The following is a 16,614-nucleotide window of genomic DNA, read 5'->3' on the forward strand; positions in this document are numbered from 1 at the left end:
ACGGAAAGAACAGGTGACATGAATGATTCATTTAATGATTATGATGCTGGAGAGAGTGGGGATTATTGTTATATTAGGGTTCATTCTCGCCCATACGAAACTTTTCAGACAAGCTCTTCAGAATCAGGACGGCTATAAAGGAAAAGCGATTTTAATTTCTATTTTTTCTCTTTTCAGCATCATCAGCAATTATACAGGCATCGAAATTCAAAGAAATATGATTGTAAACAATGACTGGGTGTTTACGATAGATCCATCAGGCTCTATCGCGAATACCCGTATTTTGGGCGTGGAAATCGGGGGCCTTCTCGGAGGTCCGTTTGTAGGGGCCGGGATCGGCATACTTGCGGGCCTGCATCGTTTTTCACTCGGTGGCAGCACGGCTTTAAGCTGTGCCGTATCATCTATTTTAGCGGGTGTTCTTGCAGGCTTGATCGGCAGGTATTTTACGAAGCGATATCGAATGCCGACACCGCGCATCGCCGCTCTTGTGGGAATCGGCATGGAGTCACTGCAAATGATCATTATTTTGCTGATGGCAAAGCCGTTCAGTGACGCTTGGGAGCTTGTCAGCATGATCGGAATTCCGATGATACTCATCAATGGAACAGGCAGTTTTATTTTTCTGTCTATTATTCAAGCGATCATTCGCAAGGAAGAACAGGCAAGAGCTCTCGAAACGCATCGAGTGCTGACGATTGCTGATCAGACACTTCCATTTTTTCGCCAAGGATTAAATGAAAACTCCTGTAAAAGTGTAGCGGCTATTATCCATAAGCTGACAGGAACAGATGCGGTGTCTCTCACTGATAAAGAAAAGATCCTTGCGCATGTCGGTGCGGGAATGGATCACCACATCCCATCGAAAAGTTTGATCACCGGCCTGTCCAAAAAGGTGATTAAAACAGGGCATATTATGAAGGCGATTTCACAGGAAGAGATTGAATGCACGCATGCTGAATGCCCTTTGCACGCTGCAATTGTCCTGCCGCTGACATCGAACGGCAATACAATCGGCACCTTAAAAATGTACTTTAAAAGCCCGGCAGGCCTGAGTCAGGTAGAGGAGGAACTTGCCGAGGGGCTGGCCATGCTGTTTTCGACACAGCTTGAGCTTGGGGAAGCAGAGCTGCAAAGCAAACTTCTCAAGGATGCTGAAATTAAAGCGCTTCAAGCACAGGTGAATCCGCATTTTTTATTTAATGCGATCAACACGATTTCTGCGTTATGCCGTACAGATGTTGAAAAAACCCGTAAGCTCCTATTGCAGCTCAGTGTTTATTTTCGTTCAAACCTTCAAGGAGCGAGACAGCTGCTGATCCCGCTCTCAAAGGAGCTGAACCATCTTAACGCCTATTTGTCATTAGAACAGGCGCGTTTTCCCGGGAAATATAAAATTGAGCTTAATATCGACAGCAGACTGGAGCAGATTGAAATCCCTCCGTTTGTTTTGCAGGTGCTTGTCGAGAACGCGCTTCGGCACGCGTTTCCGAAAAAACAAGACATGTGCAAGGTTACAGTCTGTGTCTTATCTGATGATGCATCCGTCTATATGAAGGTGGCGGATAACGGACGCGGAATTCCGCCGGACGTCTTGCCGGAACTGGGAAAGAAACCGTTTCCGTCTAAGGAGGGAACCGGTACAGCGCTTTATAACCTAAATCAGCGGCTGATCGGTTTATTCGGACAGCAGGCTGCACTGCATATCAGCAGTGAGGTTCATAAAGGGACAGAGGTCTCCTTTCAAGTGCCAATGCAACAGATGAAAGAGGGAGAAGAACATGCTCAGGGTGTTAATAGTTGATGATGAGATGCTGGCAAGAGATGAACTGGCTTACTTGCTTAAGCGGGCCAATGAGGAAATGGAAATCCATGAAGCGGAAAATATCGAATCCGCTTTTGACCAAATGATGGATCAAAAACCTGATTTGCTGTTTTTAGACGTTGATTTATCCGGAGAAAACGGTTTTGATATCGCAAAGCGATTGAAGAAAATGAAGCATCCTCCTGCTGTTGTGTTTGCGACAGCGTATGACCAGTATGCGCTCAAAGCGTTTGAGGTGGACGCTCTTGATTATTTAACCAAGCCTTTCGATGAAGAAAGAATTCAGCAAACGCTGAAAAAATATAAAAAAGTCAATCGGGATATTGTAGAAACAGAGCAAAACAGCCATGCGGGCCAGCACAAGCTCGCGCTATCTGTGGGGGAATCGATTGTGATTGTGGATACGAAGGACATTATCTATGCGGGAACAGAAGATGGTCATGTCAATGTAAAAACCTTCGATCATTCTTATACGGTCAGCGATACACTCGTTGTGATTGAGAAAAAGCTGCCGGATGCTGATTTTATCCGTGTCCATCGGAGCTTTGTCGTGAATACCGAATATATTAAAGAAATTCAGCCATGGTTTAATTCAACGTATAATCTGATCATGAAAGACGGATCGAAAATACCGGTCAGCCGGACATATGCGAAGGAATTGAAAAAGCTGCTCCATATTTGATGGGCGGCTTTTTGCATTTCAGCCATTTGATTCTGCAACTCAGACACGCTATTCGGCATGTTATCTTGTAAGCGCTTTATAACAGGGGATTCTTATTTATAATGAGGGTACCAAAGAGAAAGAGGTGAAGAAAATGAGTGCTAAAAAAGTGTACGGGTTTTTAACACAAGCATTTATTTTTGCCGTCATTATGCTGGTTTCAAATATGATTGCCGCTATTGTCCCAATACCTATCCCGGCATCGGTTGTAGGGTTGGTCTTATTATTTCTCCTATTATGTTTGAAAGTCATTAAACTGGAACAAGTGGAAACGCTCGGAACGTCTTTAACCTCTCTGATCGGATTTTTATTTGTTCCGTCAGGTATATCTGTTATGAATTCGCTTGGTGTGATGCAGCAATACGGCCTGCAAATTGTTCTTGTCATTCTGCTCGCAACGATTATTCTGCTGGGGGCTACGGGATTGTTTTCTCAGCTGATTCTGTCGCTGAGCGGAAAACGCAAAACCGCAGCGGACATGAAAACAAAAACAGTGCAAAGCCCGCAGAACAATAACGAACTCGTTCACCATTAAGGGAAACAGGAGGTTCTTCACATGGAAAGCACAATGAGTCCTTATTTTGGGATTGTCGTATCACTTGCTGCATTCGGCATCGGCACCTTTTTATTTAAGAAAACGAAAGGCTTCTTCCTTTTCACTCCTTTGTTTGTTGCCATGGTGCTGGGGATCGCATTTTTAAAAATCGGCGGTTTTTCCTACGCGGATTATAATAACGGGGGAGAGATCATTAAGTTTTTCCTTGAACCGGCAACGATCGCATTTGCAATTCCTTTGTACAAACAAAGAGATAAGCTTAAAAAATACTGGTGGCAAATCATGGCCTCCATTATTGCCGGCTCTATCTGCTCTGTCACGATTGTTTATTTGCTCGCTAAAGGCATTCATCTCGATTCGGCCGTAATGAAAAGCATGCTTCCGCAGGCGGCTACAACGGCAATTGCGCTTCCTTTATCAAAAGGCATCGGGGGCATCAGCGACATCACAGCCTTTGCGGTCATCTTTAACGCTGTCATCGTATATGCGCTCGGAGCATTGTTCTTGAAGGTGTTTAAAGTGAAAAATCCGATTTCTAAAGGATTGGCTCTTGGAACATCCGGACATGCACTTGGTGTAGCGGTCGGGATTGAGATGGGAGAAGTTGAAGCTGCGATGGCAAGTATTGCTGTTGTCGTAGTAGGAGTGGTAACGGTTTTGGTCATCCCTGTGTTCGTGCAGCTGATCGGTGGATAAGCCAAGGCTGAATGCCTTGGCTTTTTTTATTTTATGGTGCGTCTTCGGGATCGATATACCCTTGTTTAATGCCCCATTCTACTTGATCGTCATGCCACTTTTTTCGTTCTTCATAACCATAACCATCGTCATCAGGAAGCTCTGAAGCTGGCTGTTGAATGGTTTTATCTGTCTGACTCGAGGAAGATGGTGGATCTTGACTATTAGATGGGGGTGCCTCAGTCTGCTGCCGTTGTGCCTGCGATTGCCGCTTTTTCTCAGCGTTCGCTTTCTGCTCTTTTTGGATTGCTGCCTGCCGCTGTCTTTCAAGTTCAGCTTGTCTTTCCGCTTCGGCTAATCGCTGTCTCTCCGCTTTTTCCTCCTGCTGTTTCTTTCGTTTCGCCTCCCGCTCTTTTTCAAGCTTTTTCTCGGCAGCGATTTGTCTTTGCTTTTCAGCTTCTTCTTTTGCCTTCCGCTTTCCTAACTCAGTAGCAAGTGGACTCTCGAACTTCATGTCCAATGAAACGGGTTTTAGTTTTTTTAGCTCTTTCTCCAGCCCCTTTTGAGGAAATGCTGCAGCTGTCTTAACAGTTTCAGCTTTTGGTTCGGAAGATGCGCTGCTATTCGTGCAACCGGTTAATATCAATGTGAAAAATAAAGCAAGCTGTATCAGTTTGTTCATGTGTCAGGCTCCCTTCTGCTTCTTATATCGGTCAGAGATTAACTTTGTTTTACATTTCTTCCTGTCAGTGGTTTTGTTGTAAATTGCGAAATAAGGGGGAATGGTTGGTTCTTTGCATTCTGGGTGGGGATGAAAGATTTTCTTTTTCTCTCTTGCGCTCATAGAAAACCCATGTTACAATGTAAAAGTTGTTCCGGATAAGTCGTCCTTGACTAAAGATCCGGTATTGTGTAGAATAGTTATTGAATTGAATATAAATCACAAGCAGAAGCACCCGCTTCTCACCTGATTGACACATGCATGTAGTTGGCAGGTTGACCGTACATTTTTATTGATACAGATGTTCGTAGTGTGGGTGTTTTATAATGCCCACACTTTTTGTTTGCCTGCAAAATGCATTCAAAATGAGTTGTGAATCAATTCGAAGAAACTATGGAGGTGGCTCATTATTAGCAAAGATCAATTGGTTAATGAGGGTATCCGTGCACGTGAGGTCCGTTTAATCGGACAAAATGGCGACCAGCTTGGAATCAAGTCCCGTCAGGAAGCACTTGAAATCGCCGGCCGCGCAAATCTTGACCTTGTGTTAGTTGCAGCGAATGCAAAACCGCCTGTCTGCCGAATCATGGACTACGGTAAGTTCCGATTTGAGCAGCAGAAAAAGGAAAAAGAAGCACGCAAGAATCAAAAAATCATTAACTTAAAAGAAGTTCGGTTAAGTCCGACAATCGATGAGCATGACTTTAACACGAAATTGCGCAATGCGATTAAATTCCTTGAAAAAGGCGATAAAGTGAAAGCTTCTATCCGCTTTAAAGGACGCGCAATCACTCATAAAGAAATCGGTCAGCGTGTATTAGACCGTTTCTCCGAAGCATGTGCTGAGGTTGCGACAGTCGAAACAAAACCAAAAATGGACGGCCGCAGCATGTTCTTAATGCTCGCACCGAAAAACGAAAAGCAATAAGGAGGAAATCCCATGCCAAAAATGAAAACTCACCGCGGATCTGCTAAACGTTTTAAAAAGACAGGTTCTGGGAAGTTAAAACGTTCTCACGCGTACACAAGTCACTTATTCGCCAACAAATCTCAAAAGCAAAAGCGTAAGCTTCGCAAGAGTGCTGTTGTAAGCGCAGGAGACTTCAAACGTATCAAACAAATGCTTGCTAACATCAAGTAATCGGATAAGGAACAATTAGGAGGGAAATTCAATGCCAAGAGTAAAAGGCGGAACTGTTACACGTAAGCGTCGTAAAAAGGTTCTTAAATTAGCAAAAGGTTATTTCGGTTCAAAACATACATTATACAAAGTAGCTAACCAGCAGGTCATGAAATCTGGAAACTATGCTTTCCGTGACCGTCGTCAGAAAAAACGTGATTTCCGTAAACTTTGGATCACTCGTATCAACGCAGCTGCTCGCATGAACGGCCTTTCTTACAGCCGTTTAATGCACGGTCTTAAGCTTTCTGGTATCGAAGTAAACCGTAAAATGCTTGCTGATCTTGCTGTAAACGATCTTACTGCATTCAACCAGCTTGCTGATGCTGCTAAAGCTCAATTAAACAAGTAATCATATAGAGCCGCTCTCCAGCAGAGCGGCTTTTTCTATATAAAGGATGAGGCAACATGATTATTGCAGCTTATTTGTTATTGATTAATCTGTGCGGTTTTTGGGTGATGGGCATTGACAAACGCAAAGCGCAGCAGCACAAGTGGAGAATTTCTGAAGACCGGCTGTGGCTGATAGCCATCGTATTTGGAGCGCTCGGTGTCTGGCTTGGCATGCAAACCTTCAGACATAAAACGAAACACGCTTCTTTTAAGTACGGAGTACCGCTTCTTCTGGTAATTGAAGCGATTCTCATCGCTATTTACTACAGCCCGTTTGATTTATAAAAAGCAGAAAAGCGTTTAACGCTCTTCTGCTTTTTTTGCGAGTTTAATGGGCTGGTCCCAGTCAATCTTACAATTTGGATATCGTTCCAGTACTTTTTCTTCAATGTTCTCAAAATCTTTTGCAGAGAAATGTTTCAGCTTCTCAGGAGATTCTGTCCAGACAAAGATCGTGTGAATAAACAGCGGATGATCCTTGGAAGGAATATGCTTTTCTCCCTCAAACAGCACGCCTTTATACGTCAGCTGAAAATTCTTCCGGGTATTGTTTTGTTCATCAATAATATAAAAATGTTCTTTTGATTGGGCCAGCTTAAGCCTTCTCTTAGGATTCGCGACATATTTGACCACGGCATAAATACAATAAGCAAAAAGTGCAAGCAAAATAATCCTTAGAACCATGACAAACATTGTGTGAAGGCACCTCCCTTATGGTGATGATCTGATGTAATACGAAAAGCATAGAAAAAGGTTTCACTTTTTCTAAAAGAAAGCTGTAAAAACATATACCCGATTTTCAAGTGAAATAGTCGTATGGTTAGCGCCATGTTTTGTATAATAAGAATGCAGGACTGATGAAGGAGGGTTTGGAACATGGCAAAATTAGATGAAACATTGACCATGCTGAAAGATTTAACAGATGCAAAAGGCATACCGGGCAATGAAAGAGAAGTAAGGCAAGTGATGAAATCATACATAGAACCATTTGCTGATGAGGTGACAACAGATCGCCTGGGCAGTTTAATTGCCAAAAAAACTGGTGCAGAAAACGGCCCGAAAATTATGATCGCCGGACATTTGGATGAAGTCGGCTTTATGGTGACACAAATCACAGATAAAGGCTTTATCCGTTTTCAAACCGTTGGCGGCTGGTGGGCTCAGGTTATGCTTGCCCAGCGCGTCACCATCGTCACAAAAAAAGGAGAAATCACTGGGGTTATCGGCTCTAAGCCGCCGCATATTTTATCTCCTGAAGCAAGAAAAAAATCAGTGGAAATAAAAGACATGTTTATTGATATTGGAGCTTCAAGCCGGGAAGAAGCCTTGGAGTGGGGTATACTCCCGGGAGATATGATCGTTCCGCATTTTGAATTTACGGTCATGAACAATGAAAAATTCCTACTCGCAAAGGCGTGGGACAACCGCATTGGCTGTGCGATTGCAATTGATGTGTTAAGAAACTTACAAAACACAGATCATCCAAATATAGTGTATGGCGTCGGAACCGTGCAGGAGGAAGTCGGCCTGAGGGGAGCGAAAACGGCTGCACACACCATTCAGCCTGATATTGCGTTTGGTGTTGATGTAGGGATAGCAGGAGACACGCCTGGCATTTCCGAGAAAGAAGCGCAGAGCAAAATGGGCAAAGGCCCGCAGATTATCGTTTACGATGCATCCATGGTCTCTCACAAAGGTTTGCGCGATGCAGTTGTAGCCACTGCGGAGGAAGCCGGCATTCCGTACCAATTTGATGCCATTGCCGGCGGCGGAACTGATTCTGGTGCCATCCATTTGACGGCGAATGGTGTTCCTGCGCTGTCCATTACCATTGCAACCCGCTACATTCATACGCACGCGGCCATGCTGCATCGTGATGATTATGAAAACGCGGTAAAGTTAATTACAGAAGTCATTAAGAAGTTAGACCGAAAAACGGTTGACGAAATTACGTACCAATAAAGATACGGAAGAATCCGCCTATTGAGGCGGATTCTATTTTTTTGTCTGTACAAATTACGGCATAGTGACTACAATAAAGGGGATACCGAAAATTTCCTGAATATGACGATATACGATACGCAACTCGATTTGACAGGAAGGGAGGATAAACAATCCAATTTGTAAGCGCTTTCTAATATAAAGGAGGTTGAACAAAATTGAAAAAGAAAAAAACATGGAAACGCTTCTTACACTTTTCGAGTGCAGCTCTGGCTGCAGGTTTGATATTCACTTCTGCTGCTCCCGCAGAGGCAGCGTTTTGGGGTGCATCAAATGAACTGCTTCATGACCCGACTATGATTAAAGAGGGGAGCTCATGGTATGCGCTCGGAACAGGGCTTACTGAAGAACGGGGACTGCGGGTTTTGAAGTCTTCAGACGCTAAAAATTGGACCGTACAAAAATCCATTTTCAGTACACCGCTATCGTGGTGGTCCAATTATGTGCCGAATTATGGTCAAAACCAGTGGGCGCCGGACATCTAATACTATAACGGCAAGTACTGGCTGTATTATTCCGTTTCTTCTTTTAGAAGCAATACATCTGCCATTGGCCTGGCATCTTCCACAAGCATCAGTTCGGGGAGCTGGAAAGACGAAGGCTTGGTGATTCGTTCGACAAGCTCAAATAATTATAACGCCATTGATCCGGAGCTGACATTCGACAAGGATGGCAACCCGTGGCTCGCGTTCGGCTCGTTTTGGAGCGGCATTAAGCTGACCAAGCTTGATAAGAATACGATGAAGCCTACAGGCTCGCTCTATTCGATTGCAGCTAGACCGAATAATGGAGGTGCCTTAGAAGCTCCTACTCTTACGTATCAAAATGGATATTACTATTTAATGGTTTCATTTGATAAATGCTGTGACGGAGTAAACAGTACGTACAAAATTGCTTACGGAAGATCCAAAAACATTACAGGCCCTTATCTTGATAAAAGCGGAAAAAGCATGCTTGAAGGCGGAGGCACCATTTTGGATTCGGGCAATGACCAATGGAAAGGACCTGGAGGCCAGGATATTGTGAACGGAAACATTCTTGTTCGCCATGCCTATGATGCAAATAACAATGGCATTCCGAAGCTTCTCATCAATGATTTGAATTGGAGCTCGGGCTGGCCGTCCTATTGAATCAAAAAGCCGGGCTCTGCCCCCGGCTTTTTTTAAAAGAAAAGATTGACAGTATAATAGTCAATTACTATAATAAAATTGTTCGTACAAATATTTATTTATAGGTTTACTTTCTATCATTAGTACGTATCTTTTGTGTTTGAAAGCGTTTTATTTTATGAGAAAGGGGCAGTTTACATGCTTCAGACAAAGGATTATGAATTCTGGTTTGTGACAGGAAGCCAGCACCTATACGGGGAAGAGACGCTGGAACTCGTAGATCAGCATGCTAAAAGCATTTGTGAGGGGCTCAGCGGGATTTCTTCCAGATATAAAATCACTCATAAGCCCGTCGTCACTTCACCGGAAACCATTAGAGAGCTGTTAAGAGAAGCGGAGTACAGTGAGACATGTGCTGGCATCATTACATGGATGCACACATTTTCCCCTGCAAAAATGTGGATAGAAGGCCTTTCCTCTTATCAAAAACCGCTTATGCATTTGCATACCCAATATAATCGCGATATCCCGTGGGGTACGATTGACATGGATTTTATGAACAGCAACCAATCCGCGCATGGCGATCGAGAGTACGGTTACATCAACTCGAGAATGGGGCTTAGCCGAAAAGTCATTGCCGGCTATTGGGATGATGAAGAAGTGAAAAAAGAAATGTCCCAGTGGATGGATACGGCGGCTGCATTAAATGAAAGCAGACATATTAAGGTTGCCAGATTTGGAGATAACATGCGTCATGTAGCGGTAACGGACGGAGACAAGGTGGGAGCGCATATTCAATTTGGCTGGCAGGTTGACGGATATGGCATCGGGGATCTCGTTGAAGTGATGGATCGCATTACGGACGACGAGGTTGACACGCTTTATGCCGAGTATGACAGACTATATGTGATCAGTGAGGAAACAAAACGTGACGAAGCAAAGGTAGCGTCCATTAAAGAACAGGCGAAAATTGAGCTTGGCTTAACCGCTTTTCTTGAGCAAGGCGGATACACAGCGTTTACGACATCGTTTGAAGTGCTGCACGGAATGAAACAGCTGCCGGGACTTGCTGTTCAGCGCCTTATGGAGAAAGGCTACGGGTTTGCCGGTGAAGGAGATTGGAAGACAGCGGCCCTTGTACGGATGATGAAAATCATGGCTAAAGGAAAAAGAACTTCCTTCATGGAAGATTACACGTACCATTTTGAACCGGGAAATGAAATGATTCTGGGCTCTCACATGCTTGAAGTGTGTCCGACTGTCGCTTTGGATCAGCCGAAAATCGAGGTTCATCCGCTTTCGATTGGCGGCAAGGAGGACCCTGCGCGTTTTGTATTTAACGGCATCAGCGGTTCTGCCATTCAAGCTAGCATTGTTGATATTGGCGGGCGTTTCCGCCTTGTGCTGAATGAAGTCACCGGTCAGGAAATTGAAAAAGACATGCCGAATTTACCGGTTGCCCGTGTTCTCTGGAAGCCGGAGCCGTCATTGAAAACAGCAGCGGAGGCATGGATTTTAGCCGGCGGTGCACATCATACCTGCCTGTCTTATGAACTGACAGCGGAGCAAATGCTTGATTGGGCGGAAATGGCGGGGATCGAAAGTGTTCTCATTTCCCGTGATACGACAATTCATAAACTGAAACACGAGTTAAAATGGAACGAGGCGCTTTACCGGCTTCAAAAGTAGAGGGGGATGTCACATGGCTTACACAATAGGGGTTGATTTTGGAACTTTATCAGGAAGAGCAGTGCTCGTTCATGTCCAAACAGGGGAGGAACTTGCGGCTGCTGTAAAAGAATACCGGCATGCTGTCATTGATACCGTCCTTCCAAAAACGGGTCAAAAGCTGCCGCGTGACTGGGCGCTGCAGCACCCTGCTGATTACCTCGAAGTCTTGGAAACAACCATTCCGTCTTTACTCGAACAGACGGGCGTTGAACCGAAAGACATTATCGGGATTGGAATTGATTTCACGGCATGTACGATCCTTCCTATTGACAGCAGCGGGCAGCCGTTATGCATGCTGCCTGAATATGAAGAGGAGCCGCACAGCTATGTGAAGCTCTGGAAGCATCATGCGGCCCAAAAACATGCTGATCGGCTCAATCAAATCGCGGAAGAAGAAGGGAAGGCTTTTTTACAGCGGTACGGAGGAAAAATTTCATCAGAATGGATGATTCCAAAGGTCATGCAAATTGCCGAGGAAGCGCCTCACATTTATGAAGCGGCTGACCGGATCATCGAGGCTGCGGACTGGATCGTGTACCAGCTGTGCGGCTCGCTCAAGCGAAGCAATTGTACCGCAGGGTATAAAGCGATGTGGAGTGAAAAAGCGGGGTATCCGTCAGATGATTTCTTTGAGAAATTAAATCCTTCAATGAAAACGATTACAAAGGACAAATTGGCAGGTTCTATTCATTCGGTAGGAGAAAAAGCCGGCAGTCTGACTGAAAAAATGGCAAAGCTGACAGGGCTTCTCCCGGGAACGGCTGTTGCGGTTGCCAATGTGGACGCTCATGTTTCCGTACCGGCGGTTGGCATTACAGAGCCAGGGAAAATGCTGATGATTATGGGAACCTCAACGTGCCATGTTCTTCTTGGTGAAGAGGTGCATATCGTTCCAGGTATGTGCGGCGTTGTGGACAACGGAATTCTCCCGGGCTATGCGGGATATGAAGCCGGGCAGTCCTGTGTCGGCGATCATTTTGACTGGTTTGTGAAAACATGTGTCCCGCCAGCTTATCAAGAGGAAGCAAAGGAAAAAAACATTGGCGTTCATGAGCTGCTGAGTGAGAAAGCAAACCATCAAGCGCCAGGTGAAAGCGGCCTGCTTGCTTTAGATTGGTGGAATGGAAACCGTTCAACTCTTGTTGATGCAGATTTAACAGGGATGCTGCTTGGAATGACACTGCTGACGAAGCCTGAAGAGATTTATAGAGCGTTAGTTGAAGCGACAGCTTACGGAACCCGGATGATTATCGAAACATTCAAAGAAAGCGGTGTTCCGATTGAGGAACTATACGCAGCGGGCGGAATAGCTGAGAAAAACCCGTTTGTCATGCAGATTTATGCGGATGTGACAAACATGGACATTAAAATCTCTGGTTCACCGCAAGCCCCAGCCTTAGGATCTGCCATTTTCGGTGCGCTTGCAGCAGGCAAAGAAAAAGGCGGCTACGATGACATCAAAGAGGCAGCGGCGAACATGGGAAAACTGAAAGATATAACTTATACGCCAAATGCCGAAAACGCCGCGGTTTATGAAAAATTGTACGCTGAATATAAAGAGCTGGTTCATTATTTCGGAAAAGAAAACCATGTCATGAAGCGTCTGAAAACGATCAAAAATCTTCAATTTTCATCTGCCGCCAAAAAGAATTGATAAAGGGTGATGGAGCATGCTTGAAACATTAAAAAAAGAAGTGCTGGCTGCCAACCTGAAGCTTCAAGAGCATCAGCTGGTAACCTTTACGTGGGGAAATGTCAGCGGCATTGACCGTGAAAAAGAAAGAATTGTCATCAAACCTAGCGGAGTCGAATACAGCGACCTTACAGCAGATGACTTGGTTGTTTTGAACCTTGATGGAGAGGTCGTCGAAGGCTCGCTTAAGCCTTCTTCAGATACACCTACCCATGTTTATCTATATAAAGCCTTTCCGAATATCGGGGGAATTGTCCATACCCATTCCCAATGGGCGACAAGCTGGGCGCAATCGGGCAGAGACATCCCTCCGTTAGGCACGACCCATGCTGATTATTTTGACAGTGCGATTCCATGTACTCGAGAAATGTATGATGAAGAAATCATTCATGACTACGAACTGAATACAGGAAAAGTCATAGCGGAAACCTTTCAGCATCATAACTACGAACAGGTGCCGGGTGTGCTCGTGAATAATCACGGACCGTTCTGCTGGGGCACTGACGCCTTAAATGCCATTCATAACGCAGTTGTATTAGAAACGGTTGCCGAAATGGCCTATCACTCTATTATGCTGAACAAGGATGTAACCCCAATCAATACAGTCCTGCATGAAAAGCATTTTTATCGAAAACACGGAGCAAATGCGTATTATGGCCAGTCATGATACGCCTGTGTCACCAGCCGGCATTCTGATTGACTTGGACGGTACTGTATTCAGAGGAAATGAGTTGATCGAAGGAGCAAGAGAAGCGATCAAAACGCTTAGGAGAATGGGAAAGAAAATCGTCTTTTTAAGCAACCGGGGGAATATCTCCCGTGCCATGTGCAGAAAAAAACTTCTTGGCGCGGGGATTGAAACGGACGTAAACGACATTGTTCTGTCATCAAGCGTGACAGCGGCTTTTCTGAAAAAACATTATCGTTTTTCAAAGGTATGGGTACTTGGGGAGCAAGGCTTGGTTGACGAGCTGAGGCTGGCCGGCGTGCAGAACGCGAACGAACCGAAGGAAGCGGATTGGCTCGTGATCTCCCTTCATGAAACGCTCACGTACGAAGATTTAAATCAAGCCTTTCAAGCGGCTGCCGGCGGCGCTCGTATTATTGCTACAAACAAAGACCGCTCTTTTCCGAACGAAGACGGAAATGCCATTGATGTGGCCGGAATGATCGGGGCAATTGAGGCTTCTGCACAAGCGAAGACTGAACTTGTTGTCGGAAAGCCGTTATGGCTGATGGCGGAGGCTGCCTGTACAGCAATGGGACTGTCCGCACATGAATGCATGATTATAGGAGACAGCATTGAATCTGACATTGCGATGGGGAAGCTTTATGGCATGAAAAGCGCCTTAGTGCTAACTGGTTCTGCGAAACAGGGCGAACAGCGTTTGTACACGCCGGATTATGTGCTGGATTCTGTTAAGGATGTAACCAAATTGGCTGAGGAGGGGATTCTGATATGAATCGTATCGCAGCTGACGTTCAGCGTGCTTTTGAACACGCCGGAGAAAAGACGTTGCCTATAAAAGTTGAAGAAATTGTTCTCGGTAAGCAAGCAGCTGATTCGCTTTTGGATTATGTAAAACGAAAAAACTACAAACATATTGTCCTTGTTTGCGACGCGAATACACACCGCATTGCAGGAATTGATTTAGAAAACCGACTGAATCAAGCAGGATTTCAGGCCGAGTGCCTGATCATTCCAGAAAATGAAGCCGGAGTTGTGACAGCTGATGAACGATCGCTCATTCATGTGCTGATCCATACGAAACAAACAACGGATGTCATGATCGCAGTCGGTTCGGGCACGATTCATGATATCGTCCGCTTTGCGGCGTTTCAAAGAGATTTGCCGTTTATTTCTTATCCGACTGCTCCATCTGTAGACGGTTTTACATCAGCCGGTGCGCCGATTATTTTATACGGCACGAAAACAACCATTCAAACGAAGGCCCCGTCTGCACTGTTCGCTGACCTGGATCTATTAAAAGCGGCACCCCAGTCAATGGTGGCGGCTGGATTTGGTGACATGCTCGGTAAAATAACATCTTTAGCAGATTGGGAAATATCCCGGCATCTTGCCGGCGAGCCTTATTCGCCTGCAGGAGCTAAGATCGTTCAGGAGGCGCTTGCTGCCTGCATTGAACACACAGAAGACATTGCGATGAAAACGGAAACAGGCATACGGGTTTTGATGGAGTCTTTACTTGTATCTGGGCTTGTCATGCTGGCATTAGATCATTCCCGCCCGGCATCAGGCGGAGAGCATCATATATCACATTGGATTGAGATGGAATTAATGGAGAAAAAACGGCCACAGATTCTTCATGGGGCAAAGGTGGGCTGTGCAGCTGTTTTATTAACTGACACATACAGAAAGCTCGCTCAGGATGACGGGCTGAACGAATTTTCACCGAGCCGGCGGCAAGCCATCCAATCGGCTTATCAAACTCTCCCGGAAGGAGAAGTGCTGGCTGATTGGCTGAGATCAGCCGGAGGCCCTGCGTATTTTGACGAAATCGGTGTCGGGCAGGATTCTGTCAAGAATGCCTTCAGACACGCGCACACCTTAAGAGACCGCTGCACCGGATTAAGAATCATTAATGAAAACAAAACGCTGATCAACCATGGTCTATATGAATAGCCCGCACCTCGAATGGAAGGGGTAACGCAGATGAAAAAAATGACTGTCTGTTTTCTTGCGCTCATGATGCTGCTTACATTAGTCATTGCCGGGTGTTCAGCAGAAAAATCATCCGGCAAATCGGGTGAAACTGAGCTGACCTTTTGGACATTTAACGGGCTTCATGAGCAGTTCTATGTAGAAATGGTGAAGGAATGGAATAAAAAATATCCTGACCGCAAAATTAAGCTGAATACGGTCGTTTATCCGTATGGACAAATGCACGATAACTTGTCGATCTCCTTAATAGCGGGAGAAGGCGTCCCTGATATTGCCGATGTCGAATTGGCCCGTTTTTCAAACTTTTTGAAGGTCTCTGACATACCGCTTGCCGATTTGACTCCGCTGATTGAAAAGGACCGCGATAAATTCGTTGAGGCGCGGCTGACCCTGTACAGCAAAAACGGCAAGCTTTACGGACTCGATACGCATGTAGGAACAACAGTCATGTTTTATAACATGGATGTGATGAAGAAAGCCGGCGTCAATCCTGACGATATTAAAACATGGGATGATTACCATAAAGCCGGACAGAAAGTGCGCAAAGTGACCGGGAAGCCGATGGGAACGGTAGAAACAAATGATTCCGGAACGTTCTTATCTATGATTTCACAGCAAAACTCAGGTTATTTTGATAAAAACGGCAAGCTGATCCTCAATAATGACACCAACGTCAAAACACTTCAATATTTAAAAGACATGATCAATGATAAAACGATGATTCCTGCGCCGGGCGGCGGGCATCACAGTGAAGAATACTACGGCTTTATGAACCAAGGAGGAGCTGCTTCAGTCCTCATGCCGATTTGGTATATGGGAAGATTTATCGACTATATGCCTGATCTGAAAGGGAAAATTGCCATCAGGCCGCTCCCGGCATGGAAAGAGGGAGGCGACCGCTCGGCAGGTTTGGGCGGTACGGCAACTGTTGTGCCGAAACAAGCCAAGCATGTTGAGTTAGCAAAAGAGTTTTTAGCCTTTGCGAAGGGCTCTAAAGAAGGAAACAAAAAGCTCTGGAGCGTACTAGGGTTTGACCCGCTTCGCTGGGATGTCTGGAGCTCCAAGGAATTGAAAGAGAAAAACAAGTACACGGATTACTTCCAAAACGGAACAGGCATTTTTTCCGTGCTGCTCGATATCAAGGATGAAATCAATCCAATTTATTTACATGAGGATTTTGCCAAGGCTTCAGACCTTGTCAACAGAAGCGTATTGTTCGACGCGCTTAAATCTCAGCAAAAAACGCCTAAACAAGCCTTGGACAGAGCGGCAGGTGAACTGAAACAGAAATAGAATCCCATTCAAAAAGTGAAAGCGGGGAGGTTC

At 45.2% G+C, this 16,614-nt stretch carries 17 protein-coding genes, 1 pseudogene and 1 other annotated feature; of the genes and pseudogenes, 16 read left to right on the forward strand and 2 right to left on the reverse strand.

Annotated elements, in window-relative coordinates; translation table 11 throughout:
- Positions 1-22: 22 nt before the first annotated feature.
- The 4 genes from lytS to lrgB all read left to right on the forward strand — a co-directional run bounded on the left by lytS (position 23) and on the right by lrgB (position 3,798).
- Positions 23-1,804 (forward strand): two-component system sensor histidine kinase LytS, encoded by a 1,782-nt coding sequence (lytS, locus tag PUN35_RS00090; RefSeq protein ID WP_014480527.1) that lies wholly within the window; start codon positions 23-25, stop codon positions 1,802-1,804.
- Complete coding sequence (gene lytT, locus PUN35_RS00095; RefSeq protein ID WP_014480526.1) at positions 1,782-2,507, forward strand: two-component system response regulator LytT; 726 nt, start codon at positions 1,782-1,784, stop codon at positions 2,505-2,507. The genes lytS and lytT overlap by 23 nt, the downstream gene beginning before the upstream one ends.
- Positions 2,508-2,640: 133 nt before the next feature.
- Positions 2,641-3,081 (forward strand): antiholin-like murein hydrolase modulator LrgA, encoded by a 441-nt coding sequence (lrgA, locus tag PUN35_RS00100; RefSeq protein ID WP_014477620.1) that lies wholly within the window; start codon positions 2,641-2,643, stop codon positions 3,079-3,081.
- A gap of 21 nt (positions 3,082-3,102) precedes the next feature.
- On the forward strand, positions 3,103-3,798 hold the full coding sequence (gene lrgB / locus PUN35_RS00105) for an antiholin-like protein LrgB (protein WP_003229482.1): 696 nt from the start codon (positions 3,103-3,105) through the stop codon (positions 3,796-3,798).
- Positions 3,799-3,829: 31 nt separating this feature from the next.
- On the opposite strand, the gene PUN35_RS00110 is transcribed toward lrgB, so the two are convergent.
- Complete coding sequence (locus PUN35_RS00110) at positions 3,830-4,459, reverse strand: hypothetical protein (protein ID WP_014480525.1); 630 nt, start codon at positions 4,457-4,459, stop codon at positions 3,830-3,832.
- Between the two features lie 256 nt (positions 4,460-4,715).
- Positions 4,716-4,846, forward strand: a sequence feature (ribosomal protein L20 leader region).
- Between the two features lie 58 nt (positions 4,847-4,904).
- Here PUN35_RS00110 and infC point away from each other — a divergent pair.
- From infC to PUN35_RS00130, 4 genes are read left to right on the forward strand one after another with little or no spacing between them, the layout of a single operon-like run.
- Positions 4,905-5,426 carry a translation initiation factor IF-3 gene (gene infC, locus PUN35_RS00115; RefSeq protein ID WP_010886591.1) on the forward strand — a complete coding sequence of 174 codons (522 nt, stop codon included), beginning with the start codon at positions 4,905-4,907 and terminating at the stop codon, positions 5,424-5,426.
- 12 nt (positions 5,427-5,438) lie between these two features.
- Positions 5,439-5,639, forward strand: coding sequence for a 50S ribosomal protein L35 (gene rpmI / locus PUN35_RS00120; RefSeq protein WP_003222418.1), 201 nt, complete (start codon positions 5,439-5,441; stop codon positions 5,637-5,639).
- Positions 5,640-5,670: 31 nt separating this feature from the next.
- Positions 5,671-6,030 carry a 50S ribosomal protein L20 gene (gene rplT / locus PUN35_RS00125; protein WP_003222420.1) on the forward strand — a complete coding sequence of 120 codons (360 nt, stop codon included), beginning with the start codon at positions 5,671-5,673 and terminating at the stop codon, positions 6,028-6,030.
- A 56-nt stretch (positions 6,031-6,086) separates the two neighbouring features.
- Positions 6,087-6,356, forward strand: a complete 270-nt coding sequence (locus PUN35_RS00130; RefSeq protein WP_014480524.1) for a DUF1294 domain-containing protein — start codon at positions 6,087-6,089, stop codon at positions 6,354-6,356.
- Between the two features lie 15 nt (positions 6,357-6,371).
- Here PUN35_RS00130 and ysdB read toward each other — a convergent pair whose 3' ends face one another.
- A complete protein-coding gene (gene ysdB, locus PUN35_RS00135; protein WP_003229493.1) occupies positions 6,372-6,764 on the reverse strand; it encodes a sigma W pathway protein YsdB in 393 nt (130 codons plus the stop codon).
- Between the two features lie 183 nt (positions 6,765-6,947).
- Between ysdB and PUN35_RS00140 the strand changes: the two genes are divergently transcribed.
- From PUN35_RS00140 to PUN35_RS00175, 8 genes and pseudogenes are all read left to right on the forward strand, one after another.
- On the forward strand, positions 6,948-8,033 hold the full coding sequence (locus PUN35_RS00140; protein WP_014480523.1) for a M42 family metallopeptidase: 1,086 nt from the start codon (positions 6,948-6,950) through the stop codon (positions 8,031-8,033).
- A gap of 197 nt (positions 8,034-8,230) precedes the next feature.
- Positions 8,231-9,202: pseudogene (gene abnA, locus PUN35_RS00145) on the forward strand (arabinan endo-1,5-alpha-L-arabinosidase AbnA).
- Between the two features lie 177 nt (positions 9,203-9,379).
- On the forward strand, positions 9,380-10,870 hold the full coding sequence (araA, locus tag PUN35_RS00150; protein ID WP_014480519.1) for an L-arabinose isomerase: 1,491 nt from the start codon (positions 9,380-9,382) through the stop codon (positions 10,868-10,870).
- A gap of 13 nt (positions 10,871-10,883) precedes the next feature.
- On the forward strand, positions 10,884-12,566 hold the full coding sequence (araB, locus tag PUN35_RS00155) for a ribulokinase (protein ID WP_014480518.1): 1,683 nt from the start codon (positions 10,884-10,886) through the stop codon (positions 12,564-12,566).
- Between the two features lie 16 nt (positions 12,567-12,582).
- A complete protein-coding gene (gene araD / locus PUN35_RS00160) occupies positions 12,583-13,272 on the forward strand; it encodes an L-ribulose-5-phosphate 4-epimerase (protein WP_003229501.1) in 690 nt (229 codons plus the stop codon).
- Entirely contained in the window at positions 13,250-14,068 is an 819-nt protein-coding gene (araL, locus tag PUN35_RS00165) for a sugar-phosphatase AraL (RefSeq protein WP_072592609.1), read from the forward strand. Before araD ends, araL begins: the two co-directional genes overlap by 23 nt.
- A complete protein-coding gene (gene egsA / locus PUN35_RS00170) occupies positions 14,065-15,249 on the forward strand; it encodes a sn-glycerol-1-phosphate dehydrogenase (protein ID WP_014480516.1) in 1,185 nt (394 codons plus the stop codon). The genes araL and egsA overlap by 4 nt, the downstream gene beginning before the upstream one ends.
- 30 nt (positions 15,250-15,279) lie before the next feature.
- Positions 15,280-16,581 carry an arabinooligosaccharides ABC transporter substrate-binding protein AraN gene (locus PUN35_RS00175; RefSeq protein ID WP_014480515.1) on the forward strand — a complete coding sequence of 434 codons (1,302 nt, stop codon included), beginning with the start codon at positions 15,280-15,282 and terminating at the stop codon, positions 16,579-16,581.
- Positions 16,582-16,614 lie beyond the last annotated feature (33 nt).

The organism is Bacillus sp. N3378-2at (assembly GCF_033412715.1).
Classification (GTDB): Bacteria; Bacillota; Bacilli; order Bacillales; family Bacillaceae; genus Bacillus; species Bacillus subtilis.

What these genes read in the sequence shown, in the direction of transcription:
- lytS (WP_014480527.1), top strand. Translation starts at nt 23, where the DNA reads ATGATTCATTTAATGATTATGATGCTGGAGAGAGTGGGGATTATTGTT.
- lytT (WP_014480526.1), top strand. Translation starts at nt 1,782, where the DNA reads ATGCTCAGGGTGTTAATAGTTGATGATGAGATGCTGGCAAGAGATGAA.
- lrgA (WP_014477620.1), top strand. Translation starts at nt 2,641, where the DNA reads ATGAGTGCTAAAAAAGTGTACGGGTTTTTAACACAAGCATTTATTTTT.
- lrgB (WP_003229482.1), top strand. Translation starts at nt 3,103, where the DNA reads ATGGAAAGCACAATGAGTCCTTATTTTGGGATTGTCGTATCACTTGCT.
- PUN35_RS00110 (WP_014480525.1), bottom strand. Translation starts at nt 4,459, where the DNA reads ATGAACAAACTGATACAGCTTGCTTTATTTTTCACATTGATATTAACC.
- rpmI (WP_003222418.1), top strand. Translation starts at nt 5,439, where the DNA reads ATGCCAAAAATGAAAACTCACCGCGGATCTGCTAAACGTTTTAAAAAG.
- rplT (WP_003222420.1), top strand. Translation starts at nt 5,671, where the DNA reads ATGCCAAGAGTAAAAGGCGGAACTGTTACACGTAAGCGTCGTAAAAAG.
- PUN35_RS00130 (WP_014480524.1), top strand. Translation starts at nt 6,087, where the DNA reads ATGATTATTGCAGCTTATTTGTTATTGATTAATCTGTGCGGTTTTTGG.
- ysdB (WP_003229493.1), bottom strand. Translation starts at nt 6,764, where the DNA reads ATGTTTGTCATGGTTCTAAGGATTATTTTGCTTGCACTTTTTGCTTAT.
- PUN35_RS00140 (WP_014480523.1), top strand. Translation starts at nt 6,948, where the DNA reads ATGGCAAAATTAGATGAAACATTGACCATGCTGAAAGATTTAACAGAT.
- araA (WP_014480519.1), top strand. Translation starts at nt 9,380, where the DNA reads ATGCTTCAGACAAAGGATTATGAATTCTGGTTTGTGACAGGAAGCCAG.
- araB (WP_014480518.1), top strand. Translation starts at nt 10,884, where the DNA reads ATGGCTTACACAATAGGGGTTGATTTTGGAACTTTATCAGGAAGAGCA.
- araD (WP_003229501.1), top strand. Translation starts at nt 12,583, where the DNA reads ATGCTTGAAACATTAAAAAAAGAAGTGCTGGCTGCCAACCTGAAGCTT.
- araL (WP_072592609.1), top strand. Translation starts at nt 13,250, where the DNA reads ATGCGTATTATGGCCAGTCATGATACGCCTGTGTCACCAGCCGGCATT.
- egsA (WP_014480516.1), top strand. Translation starts at nt 14,065, where the DNA reads ATGAATCGTATCGCAGCTGACGTTCAGCGTGCTTTTGAACACGCCGGA.
- PUN35_RS00175 (WP_014480515.1), top strand. Translation starts at nt 15,280, where the DNA reads ATGAAAAAAATGACTGTCTGTTTTCTTGCGCTCATGATGCTGCTTACA.